The sequence below is a fragment of the Mycolicibacter sinensis genome (genome assembly GCF_001667375.1).
Classification (GTDB): domain Bacteria; phylum Actinomycetota; class Actinomycetes; order Mycobacteriales; family Mycobacteriaceae; genus Mycobacterium; species Mycobacterium sinense_A.
The window spans coordinates 46,896-61,869 of the sequence record NZ_LZIN01000033.1 but is presented as its reverse complement, the minus strand read 5'-3'; the positions used below and the strand labels follow the sequence as shown (position 1 = coordinate 61,869).

The window sequence follows — 14,974 nt, the reverse complement described above, 5'->3', positions numbered from 1 at the left end:
GTACCCGGTGGCGGTGCCGGGGGTGCCCTGTCAGTGTTTCCCGGGAACCTCGCAGCCGGCCGTCGCCAGCAGCCAGGCGTATTGGAACGCGATCTCCTTCCAGCGTTCGTAACGCCCGGAGATGCCGCCGTGGCCGGCGTTCATCTGGGTTTTCAGCAAGACCTGGTTGGCGTCGGTCTTGGTGTGCCGCAGTGCCGCAACCCATTTCGCCGGCTCGACGTAGTACACCCGGGTGTCGTGCAGTGACGTCATCGCCAGGATCGGCGGGTACTCGCGGCGGGTGATGTTCTCATACGGCGAGTAGGACTTCATGTAGAAGTAGACGTCCTTGTCCTCCAACGGATTTCCCCACTCGTCCCACTCAGTGACGGTCAGCGGCAGCGACGGGTCCAAGATGGTGGTCAGCGGGTCGACGAACGGGACCTGCGCCACCACGCCGGCGAACAGCTCCGGCGCCAGGTTGGTCACCGCGCCCATCAACAGCCCGCCCGCGCTGCCGCCCATCGCCACCAGCTGCCCCGGCCGGCAGATTCCGGCCTCGATCAGATGGCGGCCGACGGCGACGAAGTCGGTGAAGCTGTTCTTCTTCTGCAGCAGCTTGCCGTGCTCGTACCACAACCGGCCCAGCTCGCCGCCGCCGCGGACGTGCGCGACGGCGAACACCATGCCGCGGTCCAGCAGGGACAGCCGAGCGATCGAGAACTGCGGGTCCTCACACATCTCGTAGGCGCCGTAACCGTAAAGCAGTGTCGGAGCTGGCAATTCGATCCCGGCCCGGTGCACGACCGACACCGGGACGCGGGTGCCGTCCTCGGCGTAGGCCCAGTCGCGGTACTCGACGTAGTTCTCGCGGCGGTAGTCGCCGAGCACCGGCTGCTCACGCAGCAGGGTGCGTTCGCCGGTCGCGAGGTCGATGTCGTAGATGCGTACCGGGGTGATGAACGACGTCGCGCCCACCCGTAGTCGCGGGCAATCCCAGTTCGGGTTGGCCGCCAGGCCCGCGGAGGTCAACTCGGTGTCGAAGGTGATCTCCTGCGGCGCCAGGTAGTCGCCGCCGCTGTCGATCGGCCACAGTTGCAGGCGCGGCAACCCGTCGGCTCGGTAGCCGACGACGAGGTGGTGCGCGAAGGCGTCCACCCCATCGAGCCGCACGTCATCACGCCCGGCGATCAGGGTCTGCTGCGCGGTCGGATCGCCCACCGGAGCCTGCACCAGGGTGAAGTTGACCGCGCCGTCGTTGTGCAGCACCAGGAATCGGTCTTCGCCGCCGACGACCGCGTGCTCCACCGAGTACTCGACGCCTTCGCGGCGGGGCAGCACCACGGTGAACTCCGCCCGCGGGTCGGCCGCGTCGGCGTAGCGGACCTCGGAGGTGATCGACGACCCGGCCGCGATCAGCACGTAGGCGTCGCTGCGGGTGCGGCCCACCGACAACCAGAACCGCTCGTCGTCCTCGTGGTAGACCTGCTCGGCGGGCCGGTCCGCGCCGATCCGGTAACGCCACACGGTGTCCGGGCGCCAGGCCGCATCGACGGTGACGTAGTAGACGGTGCGGTTATCGGTCGCCCAGGTCACCCCGGCGCCGATTCCGGCGATTTCGTCGGACAACAGCTCGCCGGTGGCCAAGTCTTTGAACCGCAGCGTGTAGCGCTCGTCACCGACGACATCGACGGAGTAGGCCAGGATATTGCCGTCCGGGCTGACGGCGGCGGCGCCGAGCGCGAAGAAGTCGTGACCCTGCGCCTCGGCGTTCTGGTCCAGCAGCACCTGTTCGCCCGGGATCTCGGTGGCCTCATCGAGTTGGGGCGGATCCCAGTCGTCGGAAGAGCCGACGGGACAGCGGCATTGAACGCCGTACTGCTTCCCCTCGTAGGTGCGCCCGTAGTACCACCAGTCGCCGCGCCGTGCGGGCACCGACAGGTCGGTTTCTTTGGTACGGGCTTTGATCTCGTCGAAGATGTTCTGCCGCAACGGTTCAAGGTGCTCCGTCGCAGCATCGGCATAGGCGTTCTCGGCTTCCAGGTGGGCGACCACCGCGGGGTCGGACTTGTCCCGCAGCCATTCGTAGGGATCGACGAAGACGTCCCCGTGATGGACGCGGGTGGTTTCGGCCCGCTTGGCCGAAGGAGGATCCGGCAGCGGGCGTGCGACGTCGGTCATGCGGCGGGGCCGACCCAGTCGTCGAAGGACAAACCGGAAATCCGTTCGTAGGCTTCGATGTAACGGGCGCGGGTGGCGGCGATGATGTCATCCGGCAGCGCCGGGGGCGGCTGGGTACCGGCCCGGTCCCAGCCGGATTCCGGGCCGGTGAGCCAGTTGCGGACGAACTGCTTGTCGAAGCTTTGCTGCACTTCCCCGGCTTGATAGTGATCGGCCGGCCAGTACCGCGACGAGTCGGGGGTGAACACCTCGTCGGCAAGCACCAGATTGTCATGTTCGTCGACACCGAACTCGAACTTGGTGTCGGCGATGATGATTCCCTTGGTCAGGGCGTGGCCCGCCGCCAGCACATAGGTTTCCAAGGTGCGGTCGCGCAGCTGGCCGGCCCACACCGGGCCCACCAGGTCGATCACCTGCGCGAACGAGATGTTCTCGTCGTGTTCGCCGATCTCGGCCTTGGTGGCCGGGGTGAACAGCGGATTGGCGAACTTGCTGGCCTCCACCAGACCCGGCGGCAGCGCGATGCCGCAGACCGAGCCGCTGTCCTGGTAGTCCAGCAGGCCCGAGCCGGTCAGGTAGCCGCGCGCTACGCACTCGATCGGCAACATCTGCAGCTGGCGCACCACCAGGGCCCGACCCAGCACCTCCTCGGGGATGCGCGGGTCGTCGGGCGGGCCGGCCAGGTGATTGGGAACCTTGACGAGGTCGAAGAAGAAGACACTCATCGCGGTCAGGATCCGGCCCTTGTCCGGGATCTCACTGTCCAGGATGTAGTCGAACGCGGAGATCCGGTCGGTGGCGACGAACAACAGGTGCTTGTCGTCGATCCGATACAGTTCGCGGACTTTACCGCTGGCCAGGTGCTGATAATCGGAGAGCGCGGGACGCGACATTGGGCCAGCTTAGCGGCCCGCATTGTGCTGGGATCGGATCCATGACTTCACGGTTGCTGCCCTACGCCACCTCCCCCGGCCGCCTGCTGGCCCAACTGCTCAGCGACGCCGTCGTCGCGGTGTGGACCTTCCTGTGGGTGCTGGTCGCCCTCGCCGTGCACGGTGCGGTGGCCGCCATCGCCGGGGTCGGGCGGCAGTTCGAGCACGGCGCCAACGGCGTGGCCGAAAGTCTGACCTCGGCCGGGCACAGCGCGCATCGCATCCCGCTGGTGGGCGATGCGGTGAGCAAGCCGCTGACCGCAGCCGGTGAGGCGGCCGTCGACATCGCCGGCGCCGGCCACGACCTGAACACCACCGCCGGCTGGCTGGCCTACCTGTTGGCGATCGCGGTCGCGGCGCCGCCAGTGCTGGCAGTGGCGATGCCCTGGCTGGCGCTGCGGCTGCGGTTCTTCCTGCGCAAGCGAGCGGTGCTGGCGCTGGCCGCGGCCCCGGCCGGCCAGCAGCTGATGGCGCTGCGGGCACTGACCAACCAACCGCTGCGCAGGCTGGCCGGCGCCGGCAGCGATCCGGTCGGCGCATGGCGGAACAATGATCCCCTCGTCATCAGCCGGCTGGCGGGTCTCGAACTCCGGTCTGCCGGACTGGCGCGACGCCACCAACCGGGCGCCGCCGGCGGCTAGGCTGCCGGTGTGAACCTCGAGAAGGTGGTTTTCGGTTTCTTTGTGCTGCTGGCGGCGACATTGAACTTCGGATTCTTCGTCGGTGACATCGGCGATCCGGTCATTCACAATCCGTGGGAGCTGTTCCTGGCGCTCATCGTGGCGCTCATCACCACCGTCCTGAAGTTCGGTGACCGCACCCAATTGGGTGCGGTCCATCTGTCCACCAGCCTCGTCGCACTGCTCCAACTCGCCGCCGCGGCAGCAATGTGGGTCTATTACACCCACGTCTCGACCTTCGGACTGGACCGGCACGCGACGGCGAGCGTGGTGTCCCTGTCGGGCGGAGCGCTGCTGGCCAACGTCGTCTCGGTAACCCTGCTCGTGGTCGAAACCGCGTCGTTCCGGCGCCGATAGCCAGCCCCGACAGCCGATGCCGAATTCGCTGCACCTGTTCTCGTTCTGGAACCGCCGGCGATCGCGGCAGAAACTCAAGCCGGTCCGGGTGCCGACGGCGGTACCGACCAGCGACGTCATCTTCTTGTTCATGCGGCGAATGCGTGCGCCGTTCATCGTCGTGATCACCACCTTCAGCATCTGCAGCACCGGACTGATGCTGATGCCCGGCGTCGATGCGCAGGGAAACCCCTACCGGCTCACCGTGTTCGACGCCTTCTACCAGATGACGATCACCTTGACGACGGTCGGCTACAGCGAAGTGCCGCACGCGTTCAGCTACCCGCAGCGGATGTGGCTGTCGATGTCCATCTACCTGGTCGTGATCAGCTGGGCCTATGCCATCGGCGTCTTCTTCGCCCTGGTCAACGACTCTGCCTTCCAGGACGCCCTCGCCGCCCAGCGTTTCCGCCGGCAAGTCCGCCGGCTGGTCGAGCCGTTCGTCATCGTGGCCGGCTACGGACACGCCGGCCGAGCCGTCGGCGCCGAACTCGACGAGCACGGGCACCGATTCGTCGTCATCGACAAGCAGGAGTCCCGAGTCCAGTCGGTGGTCGCCGAGCAACTCAGTTTCGACGTCCCCGCGGTCGAAGGCGACTGCGCCATTCCGGCAATGCTCGGCATGGCCGGCCTCGCCCATCGCGACTGCGAAGGCGTGCTCGCCCTGACCGACGACGACGCCACCAATCTGGCGGTGGTCATGACCGTTGCGCTGCTGCGACCCGAGGTGCCGGTGTTCGCCCGCTGCACCGACGGCCACATCCAAGCTCAGATCGAGCATTTCTCACCGGCGGCGGTCATCAACGCCGACGACAGATTCGGCGAATACCTCGCGCTGTCGATCCACCGCCCGATCAATCATCAGTTGTTGCGCTGGCTGATGGACAACGACGAGGACGAGATGCCGACGCTGCGGCGGGGTTTGGCCGACGGCAGATGGGTGGTGTCCGCGGGCACCGGATTCGGCCGCGACGTGGCCGCCGACCTCATCGCCAGCGGACTCAGTGTCGAGCTCGTCAACCCGGCCGACGGTGCACCCGACATCTCCGGTGCGGTCGGGTTCATCGCCGGGACCCGCAACGACACCACTAACATCGCCCTGGCCGAGCAGGCCCGGTTGGCCAACCCCGATGTCTACCTGGTGGTCCGGCAGCAGCGAAACACCAAAAAGGCTCTGCTGGAGGCGCTACAGATCGACGAGGTGTACATCGCCACCGAACTCATCGCCCGCGAGACGCTCGCCCGGATCCTCACGCCGGTGTTCTGGAGCTTCGTGGAGCATGCGTTCGGCCGTGACGAGCAGTGGGCCGGCGCGGTGCGCGACCACCTGCAGGAGCGCTGCGGCCGCCGCACCCCCAGCCGCGATGTCATCACGTTGACCGACGAGCACGCTCCGGCCATCACCGACTGGTTGCGACGCGGGATGACCTTGACCCTGGCGGATCTCCTGCGGCGGCCCGACGATCGCGAAACCAGCTTGCCGCTGGCGGCGCTGGTGCTGGTCCATGACGGCGAACACACCTTCATGCCGCCCGACGACACCACCCTGGCCGTCGGAGATCAGGTGCTGCTGGTCGGAAAACGAGACGGTCTGTCGCAAGTAGGGGCGATCTGCCACGATCCGACGACGGTCGAGTACCTCTGCACCGGCCGCGACGTTCCGCTGACCTGGTTGTGGGCGTGGCTCACCGCTCGGCGCCGCCGCGCCGGCGTGCCTCGGGCGTGAGCCGCAGGCGCAGCAATCCGGCGACCGCCACGATCACCCACGCTGTCAACGCATTCCAGAAGAACACCAGCGACACCGTCTGCAAGGCAGCTGACCGGAGTTCTATGGCCATAGCCGCGGTGGCCACCGAGTACATCCCCAGCGGGAAGACCAGCGCCCACCACGCCCCGGTGAGTTGCAACACCGCCGGCCGCCGGTTGACCCGGTGCAGCACGAAGTAGACCAGCGGCGGGATCCACGCACTGGCCAGCACCCACGTCACGATCGTGACGACCCGCACCGGGCCGGCAAGCCACGCCACCGCTCCGGAGTAGATGGTGTGCCCGGCCAGGGTGGCGATCGCCAACGCCCCCATCAGGATCCAATCGTCGGGTGCGAAGCCATCGCGGTCCTTGCGTTCGTGCGCGGTGCGCCACAGGATCAGCCACGTCATCACGAGGTAGACCACGATCGCCAGCACCCAGATCACCACCGCCGCAGGCGCCCAGCCGCGATCACCGCTGTGCCGGGCGGCCCGCGCGGCAAGGATCGCCAAACCCGACGTGCCCACACTGGCCAGTTCCCAGGCGCCGTGGGCACGAGTGCGCAACTCCCCCAGGCCGCGAGACGCCATGTTGCGGCAGGTCAGGACCGTCAGCGCCAGCCACGCCAGCAGGGCCACGCCACCCAGCACACGCGCCGCGACCGGGTGGGCGGCCACACGAGAATCCAGCACCGCGCACGCGGCGACGAAGGTGAACAACCGCAGCGTCACGTCCGGGTCGCGAAGATCCCAGCGGGGCAGGGCGCGCACGGCGGCCACCGTCAGCATGACCAGCACGACAGCAGCCAGCACCCCGAAAGTGTCGGAGAGCCAACGGTAGTGGTGGTCGCGGGCGCCGATCGACAGGATGCCGGTGGCCATCACCACCGCGAAGGCGTCCGGCGCCGGCCACCGCGTCACGCCCATGCGCGGTTAGAGAATCGCGCCCGGAACGTAGCCGGCCGCCGACGGATACCGCTCGACCAACTCTTGCACCGCCGCAAACACCTGATCGACCTGGTCGGCGGCCGCGCCGGTGAACGCCTGCCGATCGGCGATCGCCGCCTCCAGGGCGGCCCGGTCCAGCGGCAGCCGCTCGTCGGCCGCCAGCCGGTCCAGCAAGTCGGGTTCGGCGCCGCGTTCGCGCATCGCCAGGGCGACGGCCACCGCGTGCTCCTTGATCACCTCGTGGGCGGCTTCGCGGCCCATCCCGGCGCGCACCGCGGCGATCAGCACCTTGGTGGTGGCCAAAAACGGCAGGTAGCGGTCCAGTTCGCGGGTGATCACCGCCGGGTAGGCGCCGAACTCGTCGAGCACGGTCAGAAACGTTTCGGTCTGTCCGTCGACCGCGAAGAACGCATCCGGCAGCGCGACACGGCGCACCACCGAGCAGAACACGTCGCCCTCGTTCCACTGGGCCCCGGCCAGTTCGGCGGCCATCGACGCGTAGCCGCGCAGCACCACCTGCAGGCCGTTGACCCGCTCGCAGCTGCGGGTGTTCATCTTGTGCGGCATCGCCGAGGATCCCACCTGGCCTTCAGCGAAGCCCTCGGTGACCAGTTCGTGGCCGGCCATCAGCCGGATGGTGTGGGCCAGCGACGATGCTCCGGCCCCGAGCTGCACCAGTGCCGAGAGCACGTCGTGGTCCAGTGAGCGGGGGTAGACCTGCCCGACGCTGGTCAAAACCGTTGAGAAGCCCAGGAAGTCGGCGGCCCGGCGTTCCAGCTCGGCGAGTTTGACGGTGTCGCCGTCGAACAGGTCCAGCATGTCCTGGGCGGTGCCCATCGGGCCCTTGATCCCGCGCAGCGGGTAGCGGGCGATCAGCTCTTCCAGCCGCCGCAACGCGATCAGCGTCTCCTGGGCGGCCGAGGCGAACCGCTTACCCAGCGTGGTGGCCTGGGCGGCGACGTTGTGGCTGCGCCCGGCCATCACCAGCTCACGATTGGCCTCCGCGTGCAGAGCCAGCCGGATCGCGACTGCCACTCCGTGTCGGTGCACCAGCCTCAGGGACTGCAGGATCTGCATCTGCTCGACGTTCTCGGTCAGATCCCGGCTGGTCATGCCCTTGTGGATGTGCTCGTGGCCGGCCAGCGCATTGAATTCCTCGATGCGGGCCTTGACGTCGTGGCGGGTCACCCGTTCCCGGTGGGCGATCGATGCCAGGTCGACATCCTCCAGCACCCGCTCGTAGTCGGCGATCGCCTGCTCGGGCACCTGCACACCCAGTTCGGACTGGGCCCGCAGCACGGCCAGCCACAGCCGGCGTTCGGCGACGATCTTGGCCTCAGGCGACCAGATGTCGGTCATCGCGGTGCTGGCGTAGCGGGTTGCCAGCACATTGGGGATGCTCACGAGCAGCTACCCTACCGTCGCGCTTGCGATCGCCGCGGCGCCCTACAGCGCGTGCAGGATGTCCTCGACCCGGTCCTTGGCGTCGCCGAACAGCATCGCGGAGTTCTGCCGGAAGAACAGCGGGTTCTGCACGCCGGCGTAGCCGGATGCCATGGAGCGCTTGAAGACGATCACGTTGTCGGCCTCCCACACGGTCAGCACCGGCATGCCCGCGATCGGGCTGGACGGGTCTTCGGCGGCGGCCGGATTGACGGTGTCGTTGGCGCCGATCACCAGCACGACCGAGGTGTCGTCGAAGTCCTCGTTGATCTCGTCCATCTCCAGGACGATGTCGTAGGGCACTTTGGCCTCGGCCAGCAGCACGTTCATGTGCCCCGGGAGCCGGCCGGCCACCGGGTGGATGCCGAACCGCACGTTGACGCCGCGTTCCCGCAGCTTGCGGGTCAGGTCGGCGACCCCGTACTGGGCCTGCGCCACGGCCATGCCGTAGCCCGGGGTGATGATCACCGAGTCCGCACTGCCCAGCAGCTCGGCCACCCCTTCGGCGGTGATCTCGCGGTGCTCGCCGTAGTCCTTGTCGTCGGACGGGCCGGCCTCGATCCCGAAGCCGCCCGCGATCACCGAGATGAACGACCGGTTCATCGCCTTGCACATGATGTAGGACAGGTAGGCACCCGAGGAGCCGACCAGCGCGCCGGTAATGATCAGCAGGTCGTTGGAGAGCAGGAAGCCTGAGGCCGCCGCCGCCCAGCCGGAGTAGCTGTTGAGCATCGAGACCACGACCGGCATGTCGCCGCCGCCGATCGAGGCCACCAGGTGCCAGCCCAGCGCCAGCGCCAACACGGTCACCGCCACCAGCAACCACAGGTTGGGTTCGATACAGAACCACACCGTCAGCGCCGCGAATGCCAGCAGCGCGCCGACATTGAGCAAGTTCTTGCCCGGCAGCATCAACGGCGCCGACTTCATCCGCGCGGACAGCTTGAGGTTGGCCACGATCGAACCGGTGAAGGTGACCGCACCGATGAACACCCCGATGAACACCTCGGCGGAGTGGATGCCGAACATCCCCTCGGCAGCCATCTTCACGGCGTCCTCGCCGTGCGGATGCGCCTCGACGTGCAGGTAGCCGTTCCAGCCGACCAGCACGGCGGCCAACCCCACGAACGAGTGCAGCAGCGCGATGAGCTCGGGCATGCCGGTCATCTCGACCACTTTGGCCCGCCACAACCCGATCGCGGCACCCACCACGGTGGCCCCGATCAGCAGGCCCAGGCCGAGCGTTCCGATGCCATGGTGGACGGCCAGCGTGATCGTCGCCGCCAGCGCCACCGCCATGCCGACGATGCCGAAGTTGTTGCCGGCCTTGGACGTCTCATGCTTGCTCAGGCCGGCCAGCGCCAGGATGAACAACAGGGCCGCGACGATGTATGCCGCCGAGGCGGCGGTCTGCACAGAGAACATTGCGGGGTCTACTCCAACTTGTCTTGGGCAGGCTCTAGCTGCGGGAGAACATGGCCAGCATGCGGCGGGTCACCGCGAAGCCACCGAAGATGTTGATGCTGGCCAGCAGAATCGCCGCCGTCGCCAGCGCGGTGATCGCCGGGTCGCCGTGGCCGACCTGCAGCAGCGCACCGACCACGATGATCCCTGAAATCGCATTGGTCACCGACATCAGCGGCGTGTGCAGCGCGTGGTGCACGTGTCCGATCACGTAGTAGCCGATCACGATCGCCAGCGCGAACACCGTCAGGTGGACCTGCAACGCGGCCGGCGCCAGCGCGACCAGCACGAACAGCACCGCCGCGGCGGAGACCACCAGTCCCAGCCGTCGCCCGGCCGTCATCGGCGCCTTCGCCGCCGGCGCGGCCACCGGCGCTTCGGCGGCCTTGGCCGGGGCGGCCGAGACCTGCACCGGCGGCGGCGGCCAGGTCAACTCGCCGTCGCGCACCACGGTCATCGACCGCTGCACCACGTCGTCGAAGTTCAGCACCAGCCGGCCGTCCTTCTCCGGCGTCATCAACTTCATCAGGTTGACCAGGTTGGTGCCGTAGAGCTGGGAGGCTTGCGCGGGCAGCCGACCGGCGAGGTCGGTGTAGCCGATGATCGTCACGCCGTTGTCGGTGACGACGGCCTGGTCCTTGACGGTGCCCTCGACGTTGCCGCCGTTGGCCGCGGCCATGTCCACGATTACGCTGCCCGGTTTCATCGACGCCACCATGTCGGCGGTGATGATCCGCGGCGCGGGCTTACCGGGAATGAGCGCGGTGGTGATGATGATGTCGACGTCTTTGCACTGCTCGGCATAGAGCGCGGCCTCACGCTGCTTGTACTCGTCGCCCATCTCTTTGGCGTAGCCGGTCGCCGACACCTCGGCTTCGGGATCTTCGATCGACAGGTACTCGCCGCCCAGGGACTTGACCTGATCGGCGACCTCGGGACGCGGATCGGTGGCGCGCACGATCGCTCCCAGGCTGCCGGCGGCACCGATCGCGGCCAGCCCGGCCACCCCGGCACCGACCACCAGCACCTTGGCCGGCGGCACCTTGCCGGCGGCGGTCACCTGGCCGGTGAAGAAGCGCCCGAACACGTGCGCGGCCTCCACCACGGCGCGGTAGCCGGCGATGTTGGCCATCGAGCTCAACACGTCCAGCGACTGCGCCCGCGAGATGCGCGGTACCGCGTCCATCGACAGCGCTGTGATCGGCCGGCGGGCCAGATCTTCCACCCGGTCCGGGTTCAGCGCCGGCGCCAGCAGGCTGACCAGCGTGGCGCCCGGCTTCATCGCGTCCAGCTGTTCGGTCGAGGGGGCGTTGACTCCGAAGACGATGTCGGCGGCGCGGGCGTCCCCGATGGTCGCGCCGGCTTCGACGTAGGCCTCGTCGGGGAAGTCCGATGCGGCGCCGGCGCCGGCGTCCACCACAACGTCGTAGCCGAGCTTGATCAGTTGAGCGACCGTCGCCGGCGTCGCCGACACACGCGTCTCACCGGGCTGCGCCTCGGATAGGACACCGATATTCATGACGTAGCTCTCCGCATTCGCTTCTCGTAGGCGTTTCTGGGCGTCTGGGCACCCCCCGGTTACCCGCCAGTAGCAAAGTAGCGACAGAGGGGTCGAGGCAGCATACCGTGTGAGGTTCTCAGGCTGACACGGCGCGTTGGTCCAGCGGCGCGAGCAGGTCGATGACGTCGATGAGCGCCGCCCGAGCAACGATCCGGGGCCCCTGCCGGTCGTCGACCAGGGCCGCCATCACCGCTCCGTCGACCATGCAGACCAGGGCATGGGCCATCTCGACCCGGGCGATCCGCCCGGAACGTTCGACGGCTTCGGCGACGGCGTCGGACCGTTGGTGCAGGATGCGGCGCTGGATTTCGCGCAGGGCAGGCTGACGGGCGCAGACGATGGACCGCTCATAGCGCGAGATGAGCTGCTCGGTGGCGTGGAGGCCGTTCTCCGGGTTCTCTCGCGACCCCACCAGCAGGTCCACCAGCATCTCCGCGGTGGTCTCGGCGCTACGGCGCCGGCGGGACAGCCCCGCGATGCGGGCGCGCAGCTGGGCGACCTCCAACATCCCGATGTGCTCCACCGCGCTGGCGATCAGGTCGTCCAGCGAAGAGAAATAGTAGGTGGTGGACGCCAGCGGCAGGCCGGCGCGCTGGGCCACCGCCCGATGCCGCACCGCTTCGAACCCGCCCTCACGCAACAGCTCGGCGGCAGCGCTGATCAGCGCATACCGTCGGCGTTCGCCCTTGGGCGTGACCGCTGTCATCACGCCTAGAGATGCTGCCAGCACAGCTATCGCCGCATCATGGGTTTCGTCTTTTCGGCCGAACAGCGGGGCTGGCATGATGACCGCCATGCCGGAGATGAGCCGACGGGCGGTGCTGCGTCTCGGGGCGGCAGCTGGTGCGGGCGCGCTGCTCGGCGCCCGGCCCGCGGGGGCCACCCCGGCGCTTCCGACCATGACGACGGGCTCGTTCGCTTCGGCGGCGCGCGGTGGCGTCACCACCAAGTGGGCGATCGCCCGGCCGCCGGGGCAGACCGAGCCACTGCGCCCGCTGATCGCGCTGCATGGCAAAGGCAGTGACGCCGCAACGGTGATGGCCGGCGGAGTGGAGCAGGGCCTGGCCGAAGCGGTCGCCGCCGGGCTACCGCCGTTCGCGGTGGTGGCCGTCGACGGCGGCGGCAGCTACTGGCACCGGCGCGCCTCCGGTGAGGACTCCGGCGCCATGGTGACCGACGAGTTGCTGCCGCTGCTGGCCGAGCAGGCGCTGGACACCTCTCGGGTGGGGTTCATCGGCTGGTCAATGGGCGGTTACGGCGCGCTGCTGCTCGGCGGCCGACTCGGTGCGCGCCGCACGGCGGCGATCTGTGCGGTCAGCCCTGCACTATGGCTGTCACCCGGCGCGGCCGCGCCGGGGGCATTCGACGGCGCGACGGACTTCGCGGCCAACTCGGTCTTCGGGATGCCGGCTTTTGCCTCGATCCCGATCCGGGTGGACTGTGGAAACGCTGATCCGTTCGCCGCGGCGACGCAGGCTTTTATCGATCAGCTCCCCAGCCCGCCAGCAGGCGGGTTTTCCCCCGGAGGGCACGATGGGTCATTCTGGAGCGCCCAACTTCCGGCGGAGTTGACGTGGATCGCCCCGCTGTTGACAACCTGAGCTCCACGTCCACCGATTTTGCATATTTCTCAGTGATTGCCGGCACAGGCGCCGACTAGTTCCGGAAACCGGACGCAACCTCCAGCACTTCGGAGAAAGTTGTCTTGTTTACGGGTCGGTAAATTATTGTGTGACGAAGAACACCTGGGTAAATTCAACAGCCTACTCATAAGTAACCCCCCGGTTTCTGAGCGTGACTCGAACGGATTGGACGGCTGTGATGACGAAACGACGGATGCGGGCGGCCGCTGTCGCCGCCACTGCGGGCGGCGGACTCCTGACTGCAGCGCTTCTGCAAGCCGCGGTCACGGTTGCCGCGCCCGGTGAGGATGCCTTCACCATCGACGGCACCGTGTTCGACCCGATACTGAAGGGCGGCGGCCAGGGCTTCAACCTGGTCGCCCCGCTCAATTTGGCTCCGCCGCTGCTGGGCCTGGGCGGCGGGACGGTGAGCCTTGGTAGAACCGGCTTGGATCTCGCTCCGCAGAGCTTTGATCTGTACCACGGCAGCACGGCGGTGGGCAGCATCAGCACCAACGAAACCGTCTCCTATCTATTCGGCCTGCCCAACACCGCGTTCACCGTCCTGGACAGCACCCCCGCCGACGGCGTCGACGCCGCAGCGCTTCCGGTCGCCGGAACCGTCTACGACGTGCTCAACCTGGGCGGCGGCTTCTACAACGTCTACGTCGCCACCCCGGGGGAGCACGGCACCGTCACCGACACCCTGGTGACGCCCTTCGGCAACACCGACCTGAGCGCACTGTTCGCCGACATGAACGCCGCCAACCCCCTGCAGCCCGGCGACGCCTTCGCCGCGCTGCAAGCCGGCGACAGCAGCATCGGCGACGACGCCTTCTCCATCGGCGGCTTCACCTTCAACCCGTTCGGCACCGCTGAGGACGGCACCGTGACCAACGGCTTCACCCCTGTCAGCTCGCTCGCCGCTATTCCACCGCTATTGAATCTCGGCGGCGGCCAACTGGTCATCAGCTCGTCGTTTCCCAACGTGCAGCCCACCCCGTTCGCACCCCAGGACTTCGCCGTCTACAGCGGAACCGGGTCGAGTGCCACCGAGATCGGTACCGCCCACACCGCGGTGGACGTGACGAACCTGTTGGGCATGACCAACACACAGTTCGTCGTCCAAAGCGTCACCGCGGCCGACGGCGTGGAGGCCTCGCAGCTGCCGGCCCTGGGATCGGTCTACGACGCGTTCAACCTCGGCGGCGGCTGGGCGAACATCTACATCGCCACCCCGGACGTCGTCGCCGAAGACGGCACCGTCACCCACGGCACCGTTCACGACACCCTGGTGACCCCGTTCGGCAACATGAGCCTGGACGCACTGTTCGCCGGCTTCAACGCCGCCAATCCGCTCGACCCGGGCGACGCCTTCACCGGTCTGCAGGTCGGCGACAGCTCCTACGGCGAGGACGCCTTCAGCCTCGGCGGTTACGTCTTCGACCCGTTCACCGGGACCGGCGACAATATGGCCGACGGCTTCCGTGCCATTCCAGCGCTGTTCGGCGCCGCGCCGCTGCTGAGCCTCGGCGGTGCCACCGTCGCTATCGGTGCGGGGGTGAACCCGATTAACTTTGCGCCGCAAGACTTCACCATCTACGGCGGGACCGACGACGCCGACCTCGGAACCATCAAGGCCAGCGTGAATGTGGCGAACCTGCTGGGCATGGCCAACACCGAGTTCACCGTCCAAGGCGTCACGGCCGCCGACGGTGTGGAGGACGCGTTGCTGCCGGTGAAGGGAACGGTCTACGACGTCCTCAACCTCGGCGGCGGCTGGCAGAACATCTACATCGCCACCCCCGGCGAAGACGGCACCATCACCGACACCCTGGTCACCCCGTTCGGCAACATCGACCTGAGTTCGCTGTTCGGCATCTTCAACGCCGCCAACCCGCTCGACCCGGGCGACGCCTTCACCGGTCTCGACGACGCAATGTCAACGGCCGCAGGCAGCTTCGACCTCTTCGACCCGAGCAGCTGGTTCTGACGTCCGTCCCCCGTTAACAGAGCGAAA

At 67.9% G+C, this 14,974-nt stretch carries 12 protein-coding genes; 5 read left to right on the top strand and 7 right to left on the bottom strand.

Annotated elements, in window-relative coordinates; genetic code table 11:
- Nucleotides 1–30: 30 nt before the first annotated feature.
- Together A5771_RS05845 and A5771_RS05840 are read right to left on the bottom strand one after the other, a co-directional pair.
- Complete coding sequence (locus tag A5771_RS05845; RefSeq protein ID WP_064854254.1) at nt 31–2,160, bottom strand: S9 family peptidase; 2,130 nt, start codon at nt 2,158–2,160, stop codon at nt 31–33.
- Complete coding sequence (locus tag A5771_RS05840) at nt 2,157–3,053, bottom strand: phosphoribosylaminoimidazolesuccinocarboxamide synthase (RefSeq protein WP_064854253.1); 897 nt, start codon at nt 3,051–3,053, stop codon at nt 2,157–2,159. Before A5771_RS05840 ends, A5771_RS05845 begins: the two co-directional genes overlap by 4 nt.
- A 41-nt stretch (nt 3,054–3,094) precedes the next feature.
- On the opposite strand from A5771_RS05840, the gene A5771_RS05835 reads away from it, so the two are divergent.
- From A5771_RS05835 to A5771_RS05825, 3 genes are read left to right on the top strand one after another with little or no spacing between them, the layout of a single operon-like run.
- Nucleotides 3,095–3,733, top strand: a complete 639-nt coding sequence (locus A5771_RS05835; protein ID WP_064854252.1) for a hypothetical protein — start codon at nt 3,095–3,097, stop codon at nt 3,731–3,733.
- A gap of 9 nt (nt 3,734–3,742) precedes the next feature.
- Nucleotides 3,743–4,129, top strand: coding sequence for a DUF6394 family protein (locus A5771_RS05830; RefSeq protein WP_064854251.1), 387 nt, complete (start codon nt 3,743–3,745; stop codon nt 4,127–4,129).
- A gap of 16 nt (nt 4,130–4,145) precedes the next feature.
- The gene (locus A5771_RS05825; RefSeq protein WP_064854250.1) at nt 4,146–5,894 is read left to right on the top strand and encodes a potassium channel protein; all 1,749 of its coding nucleotides are present in this window, start codon (nt 4,146–4,148) and stop codon (nt 5,892–5,894) included.
- Here A5771_RS05825 and A5771_RS05820 read toward each other — a convergent pair.
- The 5 genes from A5771_RS05820 to A5771_RS05800 form a co-directional block, all read right to left on the bottom strand.
- Nucleotides 5,854–6,843: a tellurite resistance/C4-dicarboxylate transporter family protein gene (locus A5771_RS05820; RefSeq protein WP_064854249.1), complete on the bottom strand. Its 990-nt coding sequence runs from the start codon at nt 6,841–6,843 to the stop codon at nt 5,854–5,856. The genes A5771_RS05825 and A5771_RS05820 overlap by 41 nt on opposite strands.
- A 6-nt stretch (nt 6,844–6,849) precedes the next feature.
- Entirely contained in the window at nt 6,850–8,268 is a 1,419-nt protein-coding gene (gene purB / locus A5771_RS05815; protein WP_064854248.1) for an adenylosuccinate lyase, read from the bottom strand.
- A 42-nt stretch (nt 8,269–8,310) separates the two neighbouring features.
- The gene (gene pntB, locus A5771_RS05810; protein ID WP_064854247.1) at nt 8,311–9,732 is read right to left on the bottom strand and encodes a Re/Si-specific NAD(P)(+) transhydrogenase subunit beta; all 1,422 of its coding nucleotides are present in this window, start codon (nt 9,730–9,732) and stop codon (nt 8,311–8,313) included.
- 34 nt (nt 9,733–9,766) lie between these two features.
- The gene (locus tag A5771_RS05805; RefSeq protein WP_064854246.1) at nt 9,767–11,290 is read right to left on the bottom strand and encodes a Re/Si-specific NAD(P)(+) transhydrogenase subunit alpha; all 1,524 of its coding nucleotides are present in this window, start codon (nt 11,288–11,290) and stop codon (nt 9,767–9,769) included.
- Nucleotides 11,291–11,408: 118 nt separating this feature from the next.
- Nucleotides 11,409–12,038, bottom strand: coding sequence for a TetR/AcrR family transcriptional regulator (locus A5771_RS05800; protein WP_064854245.1), 630 nt, complete (start codon nt 12,036–12,038; stop codon nt 11,409–11,411).
- A 76-nt stretch (nt 12,039–12,114) separates the two neighbouring features.
- Between A5771_RS05800 and A5771_RS05795 the strand changes: the two genes are divergently transcribed.
- Both A5771_RS05795 and A5771_RS05790 read left to right on the top strand, forming a co-directional pair.
- Nucleotides 12,115–12,933 (top strand): alpha/beta hydrolase-fold protein, encoded by an 819-nt coding sequence (locus A5771_RS05795; RefSeq protein ID WP_064854244.1) that lies wholly within the window; start codon nt 12,115–12,117, stop codon nt 12,931–12,933.
- Between the two features lie 220 nt (nt 12,934–13,153).
- The gene (locus A5771_RS05790; RefSeq protein ID WP_131808896.1) at nt 13,154–14,947 is read left to right on the top strand and encodes a hypothetical protein; all 1,794 of its coding nucleotides are present in this window, start codon (nt 13,154–13,156) and stop codon (nt 14,945–14,947) included.
- The last annotated feature ends 27 nt before the right edge of the window (nt 14,948–14,974 follow it).

Coding starts and splice junctions, on each gene's coding strand:
- A5771_RS05845 (WP_064854254.1), bottom strand. CDS start 2,160: ATGACCGACGTCGCACGCCCGCTGCCGGATCCTCCTTCGGCCAAGCGG.
- A5771_RS05840 (WP_064854253.1), bottom strand. CDS start 3,053: ATGTCGCGTCCCGCGCTCTCCGATTATCAGCACCTGGCCAGCGGTAAA.
- A5771_RS05835 (WP_064854252.1), top strand. CDS start 3,095: ATGACTTCACGGTTGCTGCCCTACGCCACCTCCCCCGGCCGCCTGCTG.
- A5771_RS05825 (WP_064854250.1), top strand. CDS start 4,146: ATGCCGAATTCGCTGCACCTGTTCTCGTTCTGGAACCGCCGGCGATCG.
- A5771_RS05820 (WP_064854249.1), bottom strand. CDS start 6,843: ATGGGCGTGACGCGGTGGCCGGCGCCGGACGCCTTCGCGGTGGTGATG.
- pntB (WP_064854247.1), bottom strand. CDS start 9,732: ATGTTCTCTGTGCAGACCGCCGCCTCGGCGGCATACATCGTCGCGGCC.
- A5771_RS05805 (WP_064854246.1), bottom strand. CDS start 11,290: ATGAATATCGGTGTCCTATCCGAGGCGCAGCCCGGTGAGACGCGTGTG.
- A5771_RS05800 (WP_064854245.1), bottom strand. CDS start 12,038: ATGACAGCGGTCACGCCCAAGGGCGAACGCCGACGGTATGCGCTGATC.
- A5771_RS05795 (WP_064854244.1), top strand. CDS start 12,115: ATGATGACCGCCATGCCGGAGATGAGCCGACGGGCGGTGCTGCGTCTC.
- A5771_RS05790 (WP_131808896.1), top strand. CDS start 13,154: ATGACGAAACGACGGATGCGGGCGGCCGCTGTCGCCGCCACTGCGGGC.